This window comes from Rhodobacter maritimus (genome assembly GCF_058747975.1).
In genome coordinates this window covers 2,625,343-2,642,025 of the sequence record NZ_CM179095.1, presented here as the reverse complement: position 1 = coordinate 2,642,025, position 16,683 = coordinate 2,625,343, and the positions used below count along the sequence as shown (strand labels likewise).

Genomic DNA, 16,683 nt, shown 5'->3' with positions numbered 1-16,683 from the left:
GTCATGAGCGAACGTCGTCTGACAGGCCGTCATGTGTTGGCCATCGCGGTGGGGGCCTTCGGCATCATCATCGGGGTCAATCTGGTGATGGCCTGGCAGGCGATCTCGACCTTTCCGGGGTTGGAGGTGAAGAACTCCTATGTTGCCTCGCAAAGCTTCGATGCCGAACGTGCCGCCCAGGAGGCACTGGGCTGGACCGCGGAACCTGCCTACGAGAACGGCACCTTCTCGATCACGCTGCGTGACCGCGACGGTCTGCCCGCGCCGGTGACCGATATCTCGGTCCTGGTCGGCCGCACCACCCATGTGCGCGACGACCGGACCCCGGTGCTGGTCAATCGCGGCGGGGTCTATTCGGCGCCGCTGGATCTGGCGCCCGGCATCTGGCTGATCCATCTGGAGGCCAGTGCCGCCGATGGAACCCCGTTCCGTCAGCGGATCGATTTCGTGGTGAAGGGATAAGGCCATGACGGCATCGCCGGTTCTGGCGGAACGCGCAACTGCCTCGGCCTGCCCGGCCTGCATCGCTGCGCCATCGGCCGAGCGGTTGGCGGCCTCGGGCGATCTGAAGGACGCGCGGCTCGTGCTGTCCCTGCCCACCGCGCATTGCGCCGTCTGCATCAGCGATGTGGAACGCACGCTGGGCGGCTATCCCGGCGTGCGCTCGGCGCGCGTCAACCTGACGATGAAGCGCGTCAGCGTCGAGGCCGAACCGGATGTCACCGCCGAGGACCTGATCGCGGCGCTGGACGGCATCGGCTACGAGGCGCATGAGCTTGACCCCGGCATGCTGTCGGCCACCGAAACCGACCGGCGCGGGCGCGATCTGCTGATGCGGATCGGGGTTGCGGGCTTTGCCATGATGAACATCATGCTGCTGTCCATCGCGGTCTGGTCGGGCGCGCAGGACGCCACGCGCGACCTGTTCCACTGGATCTCGGCGGCGATCGCGCTGCCGACGGTGATCTTTGCCGGTCAGCCCTTTTTCGCGTCGGCCTGGACCTCGCTGAAGGCGCGGCGGCTGGGGATGGATGTGCCGATCTCTCTGGCGATCATCCTGGCCTCGTCGATTTCGGTCTATGAGACGATGCATTCGGGCCATCACGCCTATTTCGACGCGGCGGTGATGCTGACCTTCTTCCTGCTTGTCGGGCGCTATCTGGATTATCGCACGCGCGCGGTGGCCCGTTCCGCCGCCGAAGAACTGGCAGCGCTTGAGGTTGCGCGCGCCACGGTGCTGCGTGACGGGGCCGAGCATGTGGTGCCGGTGGGCGAGCTGGTGCCCGGTGATCTGGTGCGCATCCGCCCCGGCGCACGCGTGCCCGCCGATGGCGAGGTGGTCGAGGGCACGTCCGAGATGGACCGCTCGGTCCTGACGGGCGAAAGCCTGCCGGTCTGGGCCGGGCCGGGCGTTACGCTGTCGACGGGCGAGGTCAACCTGACCGGCCCGCTGACCCTGCGGGTCACGGCGGCCGGGCGGGACAGTTCGCTGCATCGCATGGCGGAGCTGGTGTCACTGGCCGAAAGCGCCAAGAACAAATACACCTCGCTGGCCGAGCGCGCGGCGCGCGCCTATTCGCCGCTGGTGCATCTTCTGTCCTTTGCGGCCTTCGCCTTCTGGATGTGGCGGACCGGGGGCGATATGCGCTATGCGGTGAACATCTCGGCCGCTGTCCTGATCATCACTTGTCCTTGCGCGCTTGGCCTCGCCGTGCCTGCGGTGGTGACCGCCGCCTCGGGCAAGCTCTTTCGCGGCGGCATGCTGATCAAGGACGGCACCGCGCTGGAGCGTCTGGCCGAGGTCGACACCGTGGTCTTCGACAAGACCGGCACGCTGACCCAGGGCACGCCCGAGCCCGTCAACCTGTCCGACCTGTCGCCAAAGGTGCTGCCGGTGGCGGCGGCACTTGCCGGGGCGTCCTCGCATCCGCTTGCGCGCGCGCTTGCCGATGGCGCGGCCGCGATGGGGGTCACGCCGGCCGGGGTGACCGATCTGCGCGAAGTGCCGGGCTATGGGATTGAGGGGCAATGGCAGGGGTGCCGCGTCCGGCTGGGCCGCGCGGACTGGCTTGGAGCCGAGGCGGGCGATGTGACCGCGACCCATCTGGGCATCGAGGGGCAGCCCCCCGTGTCCATCCGTTTTGCCGACCGGCTTCGCCCCGGAGCTGAGGATGCGGTGCGCGCCTTTCAGGCGCAGGGCAAGCCCGTCTGGCTGGTTTCCGGCGATGTGGAGGGCGCCGTGGCGCGGCTGGCCGAACGGCTGGGCATCACCAACTGGCGCGCGGGGGTTCTGCCGCTGGAGAAGGCTGCGCTGGTCGGCGATCTGACGGCCGGGGGGCACCGCGTCCTGATGGTGGGCGACGGGCTGAACGACACCGCCGCGCTTGCCGCGGCGCATGTGTCGATCTCGCCGGCTTCGGCGCTGGATGCGGCGCGCACGGCCTCGGATATCGTGCTTCTGGGGCAGGATCTGGCCCCGGTGGCCGAGGCGGTGCGGATCAGCACCAAGGCCCGCCGCCGGATCAAGGAGAATTTTGCGATCTCGCTGATGTATAACGTGGTTGCTGTGCCGATCGCGCTTGTGGGGCTGGCGACGCCGCTGGCCGCGGCCTTGGCCATGTCGCTCAGTTCGATTACGGTGTCGCTGAATTCGCTGCGGCTGAAATGAGGGCAGGATGGAAGCTCTGACCTACTCCATACCGATTTCCCTGCTTCTGGGCGGGGTCGGGCTTGCGGCATTCTTCTGGTCGCTTCGGTCGCGCCAGTATGACGATCCGAAGGGCGACAGCGAGCGGATCCTGTCCAAGGAATTCGACGACAAGCCGAAGGTTTAAGGCCCGGTCATCCCGCCTGTCTGGAAATCGAAAGCCGCGCCCGAAGGCGCGGCTTTGCCGTTTGCGAAGAAGGGACGCGGCTCAGGGGCCGATCACGTCGCAATCCGTGGCGCGCGCGCTCAGCCGTGCGCAGGCCAGTTCCGCGCCCTGCTTGCTGAGGCCCACGAAGGTTGCCTCGAAGCCGGTCTTGCGTTTCGTGACCTTGCGCAGCGCATCGCCAAGCGCGTCGCTTTCCATCAGCGCGGTTTTCAGAAGCACGCTTTCGGCCTGATACATCGAGCCGAACTTGCCCAGGCTGACCCCCCAGTGGCGCCCACCGGAAGACGAGATGCGGGCTATCACCTCGGGTTCGGCACGCGGGGCGGGGGCGGGCGGTGTCAGGGCGGCAAGGATCATCGTTTCGGGGGCCGCGGCCATGGCAAGGGTTTCGGGCTGCGGCGCGCTGACCTGTTCGAAAACCGGCCCCGGCTCGCTGGCGTCGCCTTCGGCAAGGGCGTCGTCATAGGCGGCGGCCTCTGCAAGGACGAGCGTTTCGGGCTGCGGTTCGGTCTGTTGTGCGAAGGTCTCGGCCGGGGCTTCCACCGCCGCGGCGGCCGGGCGCGGGGCCGGAACAGGGCGCGGAATATCGGCCGAGGCGACGATGGCGGCAGGGGCCTCGGGTTCGGGCGCGGCTGCGGGCGCCGCTTCGGCCACCGCCACCGCTTCGGGCGCCAGATCCTCGGGACGCGGCAAGGGGGCAACCTCGGCCGCGGCCAGCACGGTTTCCCCGGCAGGGGTGGCCTCTGCCACGGCCGGGGCTTGCGGCGCCGGTTCTGCGGCCGTGGCACTTGCCACCGCCGCTTGCGCCGAAGCCAGCGCGAGTGCGATCGCATCCGCGTCATGCGAAGCAACGCCCGGCCGGGCAAGCGGGCGCGGGCTGCGCGCGGGGGCGGCCACAACGCGGATGGTTTTACCGGAGGCCCGCGAACCCGAAGATGTGCTCGGCGCCTCGGCCACATATTGCGGGGCGGTGGGCTTGACCTCTTTCACGCGGCCCGGCGCGCGGCCAAAGCCGATATCCAGCAGCTCGGCCATCTTGGCATTGCGCTGCGGGGTCGAGGTGCCGCCGAAAACCGTTGCGATGATGCGCTTCTGGCCGCGCTGCGCCGAGGCCGTCAGGTTGAAGCCCGCCGCCGAGGTATAGCCTGTCTTGATGCCGTCGGCGCCCTCATAGGCATCCAGGAAGCGGCGGTTGGTATTGGCCACCTTGGCCATGCCCGCATCCGCGGTGCGGCGCGAGAAGATGTTGTAATATTGCGGGAAATCGTAAAACAGCCGGCGCCCCAAAAGGGTCATGTCGCGCGCGGTCGACAGGTGGCCGTCGCGCGTCAGCCCGTTGGCGTTGCGAAACGAGGTGTTGCGCATGCCAAGCGCCTTGGCGGTGCGGTTCATGCGTGCGGCGAAGGCGGCCTCGTCGCCGCCGATCGCATCGCCGATGGCCGAGGCCGCGTCGTTGGCCGACTTGATCGCCGCCGCACGGATCAGATAGCGCAGCGCGATCTTCTGCCCGGCCTTCAGCCCAAGGCGCGAGGGTGGCTGCTTGGCCGCGTTGGCGCTGACGGTGATCATGCTGTCCAGGCTGATCTCGCCACGCTCGACGGCTTCGAACGCGATGTAAAGCGTCATCATCTTGGTCAGCGATGCGGGATGCAGGCGCGTATCCGCGTTCTTTTCATAGAGAACTTCGCCCGTACGGGCATCCATCACGAGCGCCGCATAGGGTGCGCCAAGCGCCATCAGGGGCGCAAGTCCGATCAGGACTGCCCAAATCCCGTAGCGGACCCATCGCATAAGCGTGGTCACGGTTCCTGCCCTTTTACTGCCTCTTGCCCCCGTTTTGTTTTGTGGGGCTTATCTGCTCTGGAAAAACCGTAGCACGGCTTATGCATACTGAAAACACCATATTTTCAATGTGTTTCAGTGCGACTTTCATGCAACCCGTCACGATTGTGCATGGGCGCGACTAGATATCGTGGTGGGTATGCCCGTTCTTGGCAGGTCTGGTGGGTCAGTTTCTGTCCCCGCCGATCCCGGCGATGATCCGCGGCACCTCGCCCAGATCGTGAAGCTCCACGAAGCGCGGATGTTCGCGCGGCGGCTCGGCATGTTCCAGCGCCCAGGTCAGGGCGTGGGGCACATGAAGCCCCCATCCGCCTGCCTCGATCATCGGGATCACGTCGGATTTTAACGAGTTGCCGATCATGACGCCGTTCTGCGCCCCGTCGCCATGGCGGGCGAAGATGCGCCGGTAGGTATCGGGCTGCTTGTCCGACACGATCTCGACGGCGTCGAACATGTCGCCCAGGCCCGATTGCGCCAGCTTGCGTTCCTGATCCATCAGGTCGCCCTTGGTGATCAGGACGATGCGATAATCCCCGGCCAGGGCCATGACCGCCTCGCGCGCATGGGGCAGGATCTCGATCGGATGGGCAAGCATCTCTCGTCCGGCCTGCATGATCTCGGCGATGACGGTCGCGGGCACGCGGCCCTCGGTCACCTCGATCGCGGTTTCGATCATCGACAGGGTGAAGCCTTTGACGCCGAAACCGTAATGGCCGATATTGCGCCGCTCTGCTGCCAACAGCCGCTCGGTCAGGTGATCGCTGTCGGCGTGGTCTGCCAGAAGCGCCTGAAAGCGGTCCTGCGTCAGCTTGAAAAAGCGTTCGTTATGCCAGAGCGTGTCGTCTGCATCGAAGCCGATGGTGGTCAGTGGCATTGGCCCTCCGCGGGGTGGGATGCGCCGTCATGGCGGATTTCGGGGCGCTCCGGGCTTTTCATATTGTGTGATCCGCCTATATTCCACACGAACCCATGCCACGATTCCATATCGGAGAGCGATCCCTTGTTGCAGCCCCTTCACATGATGTCCGACCGACAGGACGATGCCGAAGGAGAATCCGGTGTTGCCACCAAGACGCGGCCCAAGACGCAGCGTCCGCCGCTTTACAAGGTGTTGCTTCTGAATGACGACTATACCCCGATGGAATTCGTCGTGCATATCCTGGAGCGTTTCTTCGGCCTGTCGCATGCCCAGTCCTTCGAGATCATGCTGACGGTGCACAAGAAGGGGCTTGCCGTCGTGGGCGTCTTTTCCTTCGAGGTGGCCGAGACGAAAGTTGCACAAGTGATGGATTTCGCGCGCCGTCACCAGCATCCGCTGCAATGCACGATGGAAAAGGAATAGGCCCCGCGCCGCCCCGACATGAGCCATCCCCGCCTTTCCCTTGCGCTTGATGCGCCGGGCGCCCTGCCGCCCGAGGGCCGCATCGCGGTCTATCGCCCGTTGGCCGATACCGACCTGTCGGATCTTCCCAAGGACCGGCTGCACCTGATTCAGGGCTTTGCCCCCGATCACGCGGCATTGGCCGCGCGCGGGTTCGATGTGGCGCCAGAGGCCAGCGGGCCCTATGCCGCCGCCGTCGTTTTCCTGCCCCGCGCCAAGGCCGAGGCCCGCGCGATTCTGGCCGAGGCCTGCGCCCGCGTCCTGCCCGGCGGGCCGGTCTGGGTGGACGGGGCCAAGCATGACGGGGTGGACAGCATCCTCAGGGATCTGCGCAAGCGGGTGGATGTGTCCTCCCCGATCGCCAAGGCGCATGGCAGGATCTTCGCCTTTGCCGCGGCCCCGGACGCGCTACGCGACTGGCAGGGGCAAGAGATGGCGCCCGCGCCGGGTTTCGTGACCGGGCCGGGGGTGTTTTCCGCCGATGCCGTGGACCGGGGCTCGGCCTTGCTTGCGGCGGCGCTTCCGGCCGAGCTTCCGGCGCGGGTGGCCGATCTGGGGGCGGGCTGGGGCTGGCTTTCGGCGCAGATCCTTGCCCGCCGCGGGATCGAAGAACTGCATCTGGTCGAGGCCGATCATGCGGCGCTGGAGTTTGCGCGGCGCAATATCTCCGATCCGCGCGCCCGGTTCCACTGGGCCGATGCCACGCGCTTTGCACCCGAGGCGCGTTTCGGCGCGGTGGTGATGAACCCGCCCTTCCATACCTCGCGCGCGGCCGATCCGGGGCTGGGGGCGGCCTTCATCCGCGCGGCGGGGGCGATGCTGTCGCTTTCGGGCACGCTTTACATGGTTGCCAACCGGCACCTGCCCTACGAGGACGCCCTGCGCGCCGCCTTCCATGAGATCGAGGAGATCGGCGGCGATGGCGGGTTCAAGGTGATCCGGGCAAGCAAGCCGATCGTGGGGGCGGCCAGGCCCGCCGCGCCGGCGAAACCCCGCGTGACGCGGCGGCGCGTGTCTTCTGCGCGTCGTTGAAATCGGCTAGGCTTCGGCCAGAATCAGACAGCGGGGGACCATGTCTCTTTCCATCTCCGGCAAGAATGCCATCGTCACGGGCGCGGCCCACGGGATCGGGCTGGCCATCGGCCGCCATTTCCTGGATCGCGGCGCCAATGTGATGTTCGCCGATATCGACGAGGCGAAGCTGATCTCGGAACTGGGCGAGGCGGCCAAGTCCGAAGGCCCGGCGCGCTATTTCGCGGCGGACCTGTGTCAGAAGCTGTCGGTGAACAATCTGTGCTCGGCCACGCTGGACGCGTTCGACCGGATCGACATCCTGGTGAACGCGGCGCGCTGCTTCGTGCCCTGCGACCCGCTCGATCTTGACGAAGAGGCGCTGGAGGCGATGCTGCGCCAGAACCTGAAGGGCGGGCTGCGCCTGTCGCAGGCGGTGGCGCGGCGCATGATCGCGCAGGCCGAAAAGGATGGCCGCACGGAAGGCGAGATCGGCTCGATCGTCAATATCTCTTCGCTGGCCGCGACGCGGGTGCAGCCCGAGGCGCTTGCCTATTCCATTGCCTGCGCGGCGCAGGATCAGGCCACGCGCGGGCTTGCCGTTGCGCTTGCGCCGCACCGGATCCGCGTCAACGGGGTGTCCTTTGCCTCGATGATGAGCGCGTCGCTGCAATCGGCGCTGCGCGAGCACGGCGACTGGCGCGAGGCGGTGACCGAGGGCACGCCGCTTGGCCGCATCGCCGCGCCGAACGAGCTGGTCGAGGCGGTGCAGTTCCTGGCCTCGGACGGTGCGGGCTTCATAACGGGCCAGATCCTGACCGTGGATGGCGGGCGCGGGCTGCTTGATGCGGTGCGCGTGCCCGCCTACTGATCGCCACCTATTCGGGATAGGTCGTCTTGCAGGCGGCGATATTCGCTTCGGCCTGGCGCACCTCTTGCGCGCGCCGGGCAATCAGGCCGTCGCGCTTGCGCTGTTCGGCGGCGGGGTCGATCGGCACGCGGCGGCGCAGGGTATCGGTATAATCCTCAAGGCACATGCGCGGCTTGCGTATCACGGTGCCGTCGGGGCTTCGGCGTTCGGTATAGCCGCACACCTCCCACCGGGTCCGCACGACCTGATAGGTTTCCCAGGCATATCCTCGCGCCAGATTGCCCTCGACCTCGGCCAGAAGCCGGTCGATGGTGCGCAACTCGCGCGTGGAGCGGTTGATGCATTGCTCCTGCGGCGTGCCGCAGGCGCCAAGCGCGGTTAGAAGGGCCAGGGGCAGGGCAAGGCGGCGAACGGGCAGCATGGCGGACCTTTCGGGCAGAATGTCCCAAACATAGGCCGCTGCGGGCAAAACGCAATTCCAGAGGCGGCCGGGGCCTGCTAGATAACGCCGGAGTGAACAGGAGGGACCGCCATGACCGAGGATTTCACCGACCGCAAGGAACGGGCCAGCCGGTGGTTCGCAGAACTGCGCGACCGGATCGTGGCCGCGTTCGAGGCGCTGGAGGACAGCCAGCAGACCGGCCCCTTCGCCAGCCTTCCCGCCGGGCGTTTCGAGGTCAGCCCCACCCGGCGCAGCGCGCCCGACGGGTCGGATGCGGGCGGCGGCAAGATGAGCGTGATGCGCGGCGGGCGCGTCTTCGAGAAAGTCGGCGTGAACATCTCGACCGTCTGGGGCACGCTGGGGGAACGTGCGCAGCGTGCCATGGCCGCGCGCGGCGTGCCCGGAATGGACAGCGATCCGCGCTTCTGGGCCAGCGGGATCAGCCTTGTGGCGCATATGCAAAACCCGCATACGCCGGCCGTGCACATGAACACGCGCATGTTCTGGACGCCGAAGGCCTGGTGGTTCGGCGGCGGGGCCGACCTCAACCCCTGCCTGGAATATCCCGAGGATACGGCGCATTTCCACGCGCAGATGCAGGCGGCCTGCGATTCGCATGACGCCTCTTACTATGCGCGGTTCAAGGCCTGGGCGGACGAGTATTTCTTTGTCCCGCATCGCGGGCGCGCGCGCGGCGTGGGCGGGATTTTCTATGACGACCTGAACACCGGCGACTGGGAGGCCGATTTCGCCTTCACCCGTTCGGTGGGCGAGGCGTTCCTGCCCGCCTTCCTGCCCGTGACCGGGCGCCGCCGCGACCTGCCCTGGGGCGCGGCCGAGAAAGAGGTGCAGCTGGTGCATCGCGGGCTTTATGCCGAATACAACCTGGTCTACGACCGGGGCACGAAATTCGGGCTGGAAACCGGGCATGACGCCAATGCCGTGCTCATGAGCCTTCCGCCCGTGGCGAAATGGCCCTGAGCCTGCCCGGCCCGCAGAACGCTCAGGCGCCGCTGCGGATCGTTTCGATCATCGCGGTGACGTTCTCGGGATCGGCATCGGGCGTGATGCCGTGGCCGAGGTTGAAGATATGCGGCCCCCTGGAAAAGGCCTTCACGATGCGCCGGGTCTCGTCGATCAGCGCCTGACCGCCGGTTACCATGTGGCGCGGGTCCAGGTTGCCCTGCACGCAGCCGTCCTTCTGGACATTCGCCGCCGCCCAGTCGGCTGAAACCGAATTGTCGAGCGCCACGCAATCGGCGCCGGTGCGCTTGGCAAAACCCACATAACCCTCGCCGGCCTCGCGCGGGAAGGCGATCACGGGCAGGCCCGGATGGCGGGCCTTCAGCGCGGCGATGATGCGCGCGGCGGGCTTTTCGGCGAAGTCGCGGAAATCGTCGCCCTTGAGGCTGCCGGCCCAGCTGTCGAAGATCTTGATGACCTCGGCGCCGGCTTCGACCTGCCGGGACAGGTATTCGATGGTCGAGTCCGTCAGAAGGTCGATCAGGGCCGCGAAGGTGGCGCGGTCTTCCGCCTTGAGGCGATGCGCGGGGCCCTGATCGGGCGTGCCGCGCCCGGCGATCATGTAGGTCGCCACTGTCCAGGGCGCGCCGGCAAAGCCGATCAGCGTGGTTTCGCGGGGCAGTTCGCGCGACAGGATGCGCACCGTCTTGTAGATCGGGGCCAGCTTGTCGTGGATGTCGTCCTTGCCTTTCAGGCGCGCCAGCCCTTCGGCCCCGGTGATCGTGGACAGCCGCGGGCCTTCGCCCGTCTCGAACCACAGATCCGCGCCAAGCGCCTGCGGCAACAGCAGGATGTCGGCAAACAGGATCGCCGCGTCAAAGCCGTAGCGCCGGATCGGTTGCAGCGTGACCTCGGCGGCAAGATCGGAATTGTAGCACAGCGACAGGAAATCCCCCGCCTCGGCGCGGGTGGCGCGATATTCGGGAAGGTAACGCCCCGCCTGGCGCATCATCCAGACCGGGGGCGTGGGCAGCACCTCGCCGCGAAGGGCGCGCAGGATCGTCTTGTCAGTCATGTGGCATCTCCTTGTTGCCCCTTTCATCGCCCCCTGCGGCGCGATGTCAAGCCATGCACGCTTGCGCGGGCCTTTTGACGCGGATATGCCATGGCCATGGAACAGATGCCCACCCCCCAATCGCCGCTCAGGATCGGCACGCGCGGATCGCCCCTGGCGCTCGCGCAGGCCCATGAGACCCGTTCGCGCCTGATGGCGGCCCATGGCCTGCCCGAAGAGGCCTTCGAGATCGTCGTGATCAAGACCACGGGTGACCGTGTGCTGGACCGGCCGCTGAAAGAGATCGGCGGCAAGGGGCTGTTCACCAAGGAGATCGAGGATGCGATGCTGCAAGGCGGCATCGACATTGCGGTCCATTCGATGAAGGACATGCCCACGGTGCAGCCCGGCGGCCTTCTGCTGGAGTGCTATCTGCCGCGCGAGGATGTGCGCGATGCGTTCGTCTCTGCCACGGTCGGGCGGCTGTCGGACCTGCCCGAAGGCGCCGTGGTCGGGTCTTCGTCGCTGCGCCGGCGCGCGCAGCTTGCCAACCGCAGGCCCGATCTGAAGCTGGTGGAGTTTCGCGGCAACGTGCAGACCCGCCTGAAAAAGCTGGAAGAGGGCGTGGCGCAGGCGACGTTCCTTGCAATGGCCGGGCTGAACCGGCTGGGCATGGCGCATGTCGCGCGTTCGGCCATTGGCGTCGACGAGATGTTGCCCGCCGTAGCGCAGGGCGCGATCGGGATCGAGCGGCGGGCTGACGATGCGCGCGCCGCGGCGCTTCTGGCGGCCATCCATGACGGCCCCACCGGGCAGCGCCTTGCCGCCGAGCGGGCCTTCCTGAAAGAGCTGGACGGATCGTGTGAAACCCCGATTGCGGGGCTTGCGGTTCTTGAGGGCGCCGAGGTCTGGCTGCGCGGAGAGATCCTGCGCCCCGACGGTTCCGAGGCGATCGCCGATGAGGGTCGCGCGCCCGTCGCCGACGCGGCCGCCCTGGGGCAGGATCTGGCGCGGCGGCTTCTGGACCGTGCGCCCAAGGGCTTTTTCGACTGGCGCTGAGAATGGCCGATGCGGCCGGGAAATGCCGCATCCGGGCTTGCGAAGCGGCCGCTTTGCCCGCATGAGGCCGGTATCTGATCCGGAAACCTGCCTTGCGCCGCGCCCTTGCCCCCTTCCGCCCGATCCTGCGTGATCCCGCCCTTGCGCTTGCCGCGGCGCTTCTGGTGCTGTTCGGCGCGCATGCGGCGACGATGATGCCCTATGTCTCGGCGCTTGCGGTGACGGTGTTCGGGATGGATGACGGCGCCTATTCGGCGCTTCTGGTCGTGGCCTCGGTGCTTTCGGTGTCCTCTTCGGTGGGCTTCGGCATCCTTGCCGATCAGCGCGCGAACCGGCGCGCCATCGCGCTTGCCTCGGCGGGGTTGCTGACGGCGGGGACGGGGATGGTCTGGGCAGGGCAGAGCCTGTGGGCCTTCGTGATCGCCCATGCGCTGGTGCTGCCGCTGTCGAGTTCGATCTTCGGGCAGCTTTTTGCGCTGTCACGGCTTGCGGCCTCGATGCATCCCGAAAACGAACGGGTGGCGATTCTGGCGGCGCTGCGGGCGCTGTTCGCGCTGCCATGGGTTGTGGTGCTGCCGCTCTGGTCGGTGGCCTTCAAGGCCGGGGCCTCGCTGATGGCGGTCTATCCGGTCTGCCTGGTGATGGCGGGGCTGATGCTGATCCTGACGCAGCGCTACTGGCCGCGCGATGGCGCTACCCGCTGGCCGGACCCGCGTTCCGGGCTGAGCTTCGCCGCCGCCCTGCGCGAGATGGCAGAGCCCTATGTGACGGTGCGCGTTGCAGCGCTTGGCACGATCAACGGTGCAGTCACGCTCTATCTGGTGCTGATCGGGCTGGTCTTTGCGGTGACGCCGGGACGCGGGGCGGGCGATGTCGCGCTTTATGCGGGCTTCGTGGCCGGGCTCGAGGTGCCGCTGATGCTTGCGTTGCCGCTGGTGACGGGGCGGGTCGCGCCGACCGTGCTGATCTTTGTGGGGGCCGCGCTTTATGCGACCCATCTGGCCTTCCTGCCGGTTCTGGCGGCCTCGCCCCTCGTCTGGCTTCTGGTCGTGCCGGCCGCGGCCGGGGGCGCGGTCGTGCTGACCCTGCCGATGGCCTATCTTCAGGACCTGATGGCGATGCGGCCAGGCGCGGGGGCCTCGCTCATGGCGCTTCAGAAGCTGATCGGGGATGCGGTCTGCGCGGCGGTCTTCGCGCTTGGGACGGGGCTGGGCGGCTATGGTTTGGCCGCAGCCCTTGGTGCGGGGCTTGCGGTGGCGGGCGCGGCAAGCCTTTGGGCGATGGATCGCCGCCCCCGTTAGCCGCCCTCGCTTTCCGGGGGCAGTTCGGCCAGCAGTTCAAGCACCTTCGGGCCAAGCGCCTCGACCACCATCGCCACGCCCGCCGGGGCAGGGTGGATGTTGTCATCCTGCATCAGGTCGTTTTGCGCGCGTGCCTCGGGGGTGGCCTGCATGATCGGCTCCAGCAGGTTGGGCAGCAGGACGATGTCGTATTTCGCGGCCAGATCGGGCCAGATCGCGTCGAAGGCCGCCTTGTAGTCGGGGCCGTAATTGCCCGGCGCGGGCAGCCCCGCCAGCAGCACCGGAAGGCCGCGGGCACGGGCCTTTTCCAGCATCGCATCAAGGTTCGCGCGTGCCTCTTCTGGGGGCAGGCCGCGCAGCAGGTCATTGCCGCCAAGCGCGATCATCAGCGCGTCCGTCTGATCGCTGAGCGACCATTCGAGCCGCGACAGCCCCCCCGCCGTGGTATCGCCCGAAACGCCCGCATTGACCACGCGCACATCCGCGCCATGGCTGTTCAGCCAGCCCTGAAGCTGCGGCACGAGCCCCTCTTCCGGGGGCAGCCCGTAGCCCTGCGTCAGGCTGTCGCCAAGCGCCACCAGCTCGACCGGGTTGGCAAGCGCCGGCGCGGCGGCGATAAATGTTGCCGCAGCAAGGTTGCGCAGGGCGCGGATCGACCCATATCCCCTTGAGAGAACAGAAAAGAAGGCAGGCATGACGGAAACCGTTCTATCGTTGCAGGACGCGCGGCTGACCTTGCAGGGCAATGCCGGGCCGGTGGAAATTCTGCGCGGCATCACGCTGGACATCGCACGGGGGGAAAGTGTCGGGCTGACCGGCCCATCGGGGTCTGGCAAATCGTCGCTCCTGATGCTCATGGGGGGCCTCGAGCGGGCCACCGGGGGCAAGGTTGCGGCCTTGGGGCAGGATCTTTCCGCGATGGGGGAAGATGCGCTGGCCCGGTTCCGCAGGGGGAATATGGGGATCGTTTTCCAATCCTTCCACCTGATTCCGACAATGACCGCACTGGAAAATGTCGCCCTGCCGCTGGAGCTGGCCGGGGTCGACGCGGCCTTTGACCGCGCCGCCGAAGAACTCGAGGCCGTGGGGCTTGGCCATCGCACCGGCCATTATCCGGCGGAACTGTCGGGGGGCGAGCAGCAGCGCGTGGCGCTTGCGCGTGCAGCGGCGCCCCGGCCCGCGCTGTTCCTGGCCGACGAGCCGACGGGAAACCTCGATGCCGCCAATGGCGCGGCGATCATGGAGCTTCTGTTCGGCCTGCGTGACCGGCATGGCGCGACGCTTGTACTTGTGACCCATGCCCCCGAACTCGCCGCGCGCTGCGACCGGATCGTGCGCCTTGCCGACGGGATGATCGAATGAGCCTAGCGTTTCGGATCGCGCGGCGCGAACTGCGCGGCGGGCTTGGCGGCTTTCGCGTGTTTTTGCTGTGCCTGATGCTGGGGGTGGCCGCGATCGCGGGCGTGGGCACGGTGCGCAGCGCGATCGAGGCCGGGCTGCACGATCAGGGCGCGGTGCTTCTGGGGGGCGACGCGCAATATGAATTCACCTATCGCAAGGCCACCCCGGACGAGCGCGGCTGGATCGAGGCGCGCGCCACCGCGGTCTCCGAGGTGTTCGAGTTCCGCTCCATGCTGGTCGTGGGCGCGGGGGCGCAGGCCGAGCGTGCGCTGACCCAGGTGAAGGCGGTGGACGGGGCCTATCCCCTTGTGGGCGCGCTCTCGCTTGATCCGCCGCTGCCGGTGGCCGAGGCGCTTGCGCCCCGGCCGGGCGGCGCCCATGGCGCGTTGCTCGATCCGGTTCTGGCGGATCGGCTGGGCCTGAAGGTGGGCGACAGCTTCCATCTGGGCCGGGCGCAATTCGTGCTCAGCGCGCTGTTGCTGCGCGAGCCGGACAGCACCGGGGCGGGGTTCAGCCTTGGTCCGCGCTCGATCGTGCCGGCGGTGGCGCTGGAAGGGTCCGGCCTGCTTGAACCCGGATCGCTTTATGAAACCGAATACCGCGTGCTGTTGCCGCCGGGCAGCGATCTGGACCGGATGCGCGCCGAGGCCGAGACCGCCTTCGAAGGCGCGGGCATGCGCTGGCGCGACAGCCGCCGCGCCGCGCCGGGGGCCGAGCGGTTCGTGGATCGGATCGGCTCGTTCCTGGTGCTGGTGGGGCTTGCGGGCCTTGCGGTGGGGGGCGTGGGCATTTCCGCGGCCGTGCGCGCCTGGATGGAGCGCAAGACGGAAACCATCGCCACGCTGAAGGCGCTTGGCGCCACCGGCGGGCTGATCCGGCGGGTGTTCCTGCTGCAACTGGCGGCGCTGACGGCGGTGGGGATCGTGCTGGGGCTGATCCTTGGTGCGGGCGTGCCGATCCTTGCGCAGGGGGCGATCGCGGCGCAGATGCCGATCCCGATTGCGCTGCGCCTCGCCCCGATGGCACTGGCGGAGGCGGCGATCTACGGCATCCTCGTGGCGGCGATCTTCACGCTCTGGCCGCTGTCGCGCATGACGCAGGTGCGCGCGGCCGCGCTTTACCGGGATATGGGCCCCGCGCGCGGCCGGCTTCCGGGGGCGGGGACGCTGGGGCTGATTGTGGCGCTGGTGGCGGTTCTGGTGCTGGCCTCGGTGCTGTTCTCGGGGCTTTGGGCGCTTGCGCTTGGCACGCTTGGCGGAATCGCGGTGGCGCTTGCCATCCTTGCGGCGGCGGCGGCACTGGTGCGGCGCGGCGCGAAGCGCGCCGCCTCCGGCGTGCGGGGCAGGCCCGCCCTGCGCGCGGCGCTAGCCGCGATCGGCGGCCCGCGCAGCGAGGCCGCGCCCGTCATCCTGTCGCTTGGGCTGGGCCTGTCGGTCCTGGCTGCGGTGGGCCAGATCGACGCGGGCCTGCGCGGCGCGATCGACCGCGATCTGCCGAAGGTTGCTCCGGCCTATTTCGTCGTCGATATCCAGCCCGACCAGATCACGCCTTTCCTTGCGAGGTTGGACGGGATGGCGGATGTCTCGCGGATTCAGACGGCGCCGATGCTGCGCGGGGTGATCACGCAGATCAACGGGCAGGAGGCGCGCGCGGTTGCGGGCGAGCACTGGGTGCTGAGCGGCGACCGGGGCGTGACCTATGCCGACCGTCCGCCCGAGGGGACGAAGATCGTGGCGGGCACCTGGTGGCCCGAAGGCTATGACGGCCCGCCGCAGGCCAGCTTCGCCGCGCAAGAGGCCGAAGAGCTTGGCCTTGGACTGGGTGACAGGATCACCGTGAACGTTCTTGGCCGCGATATCGAGGCCGAGATCACCTCGCTGCGCGATGTCGATTTCTCGACCGCGGGGATCGGCTTCGTTCTGACGCTGAACCCCGCGGCGCTTGCCGGGGCGCCGCACAGCCATATCGCCACGATCTACGCCCCGCCCGAGGCCGAGGCCGCGATCCTGCGCGATCTGGCCACCGAATTTCCCAATATCACCGCGATCCGCGTGCGCGATGCGATCGACCGCGTGACCGAGGCCCTGGGCGCGATTGCCCGCGCGACGGGGCTGGCGGCGGGGGTCACGCTGCTGACGGGGTTCGTGGTGCTGATCGGCGCGGCGGCGGCGGGCGAACATGCGCGGGCATGGGAAGCGGCGGTGCTGAAGGTGCTGGGCGCCACGCGCGGGCGGATCCTTGCCTCCTTCACGCTGCGCGCGGCGCTGATGGGCGCGGCGGCGGGTCTGGTGGCGATCCTGTTCGGCGCGCTTGCGGGCTGGGCGGTGCTGGTTCTGGTGATGGAATCCGAGTTCCACTTTGCCCCGCTGCCCGCGGTGCTGATCGTGGCCGGGGGCATCCTTGCCACGCTGCTGGCCGGGTTGATCTTTGCGCTGCGCCCGCTGGCCGCGCGTCCCGCACAGGTGTTGCGCGCGCGGGAATGATC

16 protein-coding genes are annotated in these 16,683 nt (G+C 68.2%); 11 read left to right on the top strand and 5 right to left on the bottom strand.

All coding sequences use genetic code 11. From position 1 onward, the window contains the following. Window positions 1-3 precede the first annotated feature (3 nt). The 3 genes from AC4PTO_RS13400 to ccoS are packed head-to-tail and all read left to right on the top strand — an operon-like array spanning window position 4 to window position 2,834. A complete protein-coding gene (locus tag AC4PTO_RS13400) occupies window positions 4-462 on the top strand; it encodes a FixH family protein (RefSeq protein WP_492729245.1) in 459 nt (152 codons plus the stop codon). 4 nt (window positions 463-466) lie between these two features. Beyond that, window positions 467-2,668 (top strand): heavy metal translocating P-type ATPase, encoded by a 2,202-nt coding sequence (locus tag AC4PTO_RS13395; protein ID WP_492729243.1) that lies wholly within the window; start codon window positions 467-469, stop codon window positions 2,666-2,668. Between the two features lie 7 nt (window positions 2,669-2,675). Then, window positions 2,676-2,834 carry a cbb3-type cytochrome oxidase assembly protein CcoS gene (gene ccoS, locus AC4PTO_RS13390; protein ID WP_492729241.1) on the top strand — a complete coding sequence of 53 codons (159 nt, stop codon included), beginning with the start codon at window positions 2,676-2,678 and terminating at the stop codon, window positions 2,832-2,834. Between the two features lie 81 nt (window positions 2,835-2,915). Here ccoS and AC4PTO_RS13385 read toward each other — a convergent pair whose 3' ends face one another. Together AC4PTO_RS13385 and AC4PTO_RS13380 are read right to left on the bottom strand one after the other, a co-directional pair. Beyond that, entirely contained in the window at window positions 2,916-4,664 is a 1,749-nt protein-coding gene (locus tag AC4PTO_RS13385) for a D-alanyl-D-alanine carboxypeptidase family protein (protein WP_492733624.1), read from the bottom strand. A gap of 217 nt (window positions 4,665-4,881) precedes the next feature. Then, window positions 4,882-5,589 carry an HAD family hydrolase gene (locus AC4PTO_RS13380; RefSeq protein ID WP_492729239.1) on the bottom strand — a complete coding sequence of 236 codons (708 nt, stop codon included), beginning with the start codon at window positions 5,587-5,589 and terminating at the stop codon, window positions 4,882-4,884. Between the two features lie 147 nt (window positions 5,590-5,736). Here AC4PTO_RS13380 and clpS point away from each other — a divergent pair, with 147 nt between their 5' ends. From clpS to AC4PTO_RS13365, 3 genes are read left to right on the top strand one after another with little or no spacing between them, the layout of a single operon-like run. Then, window positions 5,737-6,057, top strand: a complete 321-nt coding sequence (gene clpS / locus AC4PTO_RS13375) for an ATP-dependent Clp protease adapter ClpS (protein WP_492733622.1) — start codon at window positions 5,737-5,739, stop codon at window positions 6,055-6,057. A gap of 18 nt (window positions 6,058-6,075) precedes the next feature. Next, complete coding sequence (locus AC4PTO_RS13370; protein ID WP_492729237.1) at window positions 6,076-7,128, top strand: class I SAM-dependent methyltransferase; 1,053 nt, start codon at window positions 6,076-6,078, stop codon at window positions 7,126-7,128. Window positions 7,129-7,168: 40 nt separating this feature from the next. After that, window positions 7,169-7,978, top strand: coding sequence for an SDR family NAD(P)-dependent oxidoreductase (locus AC4PTO_RS13365; protein WP_492729236.1), 810 nt, complete (start codon window positions 7,169-7,171; stop codon window positions 7,976-7,978). Between the two features lie 7 nt (window positions 7,979-7,985). Here the strand turns inward: AC4PTO_RS13365 and AC4PTO_RS13360 are convergent, their stop codons facing one another. Next, entirely contained in the window at window positions 7,986-8,399 is a 414-nt protein-coding gene (locus AC4PTO_RS13360) for a hypothetical protein (protein WP_492729234.1), read from the bottom strand. A 111-nt stretch (window positions 8,400-8,510) separates the two neighbouring features. Between AC4PTO_RS13360 and hemF the strand changes: the two genes are divergently transcribed. Then, entirely contained in the window at window positions 8,511-9,401 is an 891-nt protein-coding gene (hemF, locus tag AC4PTO_RS13355) for an oxygen-dependent coproporphyrinogen oxidase (protein WP_492729232.1), read from the top strand. A gap of 22 nt (window positions 9,402-9,423) precedes the next feature. Here the strand turns inward: hemF and hemE are convergent, their stop codons facing one another. Further along, window positions 9,424-10,458 carry a uroporphyrinogen decarboxylase gene (gene hemE / locus AC4PTO_RS13350; RefSeq protein WP_492729230.1) on the bottom strand — a complete coding sequence of 345 codons (1,035 nt, stop codon included), beginning with the start codon at window positions 10,456-10,458 and terminating at the stop codon, window positions 9,424-9,426. Between the two features lie 96 nt (window positions 10,459-10,554). Between hemE and hemC the strand changes: the two genes are divergently transcribed. Both hemC and AC4PTO_RS13340 read left to right on the top strand, forming a co-directional pair. After that, window positions 10,555-11,496: a hydroxymethylbilane synthase gene (gene hemC, locus AC4PTO_RS13345; protein ID WP_492733620.1), complete on the top strand. Its 942-nt coding sequence runs from the start codon at window positions 10,555-10,557 to the stop codon at window positions 11,494-11,496. Window positions 11,497-11,588: 92 nt separating this feature from the next. Continuing rightward, window positions 11,589-12,797 (top strand): MFS transporter, encoded by a 1,209-nt coding sequence (locus AC4PTO_RS13340; protein ID WP_492729228.1) that lies wholly within the window; start codon window positions 11,589-11,591, stop codon window positions 12,795-12,797. Here AC4PTO_RS13340 and AC4PTO_RS13335 read toward each other — a convergent pair. Continuing rightward, window positions 12,794-13,492, bottom strand: coding sequence for an arylesterase (locus tag AC4PTO_RS13335; RefSeq protein ID WP_492729226.1), 699 nt, complete (start codon window positions 13,490-13,492; stop codon window positions 12,794-12,796). The two genes, AC4PTO_RS13340 and AC4PTO_RS13335, sit on opposite strands and share 4 nt — an antisense overlap. Here AC4PTO_RS13335 and AC4PTO_RS13330 point away from each other — a divergent pair. Both AC4PTO_RS13330 and AC4PTO_RS13325 read left to right on the top strand, forming a co-directional pair. Next, window positions 13,491-14,159: an ABC transporter ATP-binding protein gene (locus AC4PTO_RS13330; RefSeq protein WP_492729224.1), complete on the top strand. Its 669-nt coding sequence runs from the start codon at window positions 13,491-13,493 to the stop codon at window positions 14,157-14,159. The two genes, AC4PTO_RS13335 and AC4PTO_RS13330, sit on opposite strands and share 2 nt — an antisense overlap. Next, a complete protein-coding gene (locus AC4PTO_RS13325) occupies window positions 14,156-16,681 on the top strand; it encodes an ABC transporter permease (protein WP_492729222.1) in 2,526 nt (841 codons plus the stop codon). Before AC4PTO_RS13330 ends, AC4PTO_RS13325 begins: the two co-directional genes overlap by 4 nt. Window positions 16,682-16,683: the final 2 nt, after the last annotated feature.